1 rRNA gene is annotated in these 321 nt (G+C 53.9%); it reads right to left on the reverse strand.

The window, feature by feature from the left end:
• Window positions 1-223 precede the first annotated feature (223 nt).
• A 23S ribosomal RNA gene (locus tag DID96_RS38025) occupies window positions 224-321 on the reverse strand; the annotation flags it as partial.

Here is a 321-nt window from a genome sequence, read left to right on the forward strand (position 1 = left end):
ATCGGCGTAGAGTCGTTTCACGGTCCTGTTCGGGATGGGAAGGGGTGGGACCGACTCGCTATGGTCATCAGGCAAAAGGGGTTGTCGCGGTGCTTCGCAGCGCGACCAATCCGGAAGAAGCAGTAATCTTGGGTTGTGTGTATCACACACGAGAATCAACTTGTCGCCTGGATCGCGGCCAGTGCTTGAGCACTGGCGCCGATCAACAAGGCAGACTTGTTATAGGATCAAGCCTTACGGGCAATTAGTATCAGTTAGCTGAACGCATTACTGCGCTTACACACCTGACCTATCAACGTCCTGGTCTCGAACGACCCTTCA

Source organism: Burkholderia sp. Bp8963 (assembly GCF_003854275.1).
Taxonomy (GTDB): Bacteria; Pseudomonadota; Gammaproteobacteria; order Burkholderiales; family Burkholderiaceae; genus Burkholderia.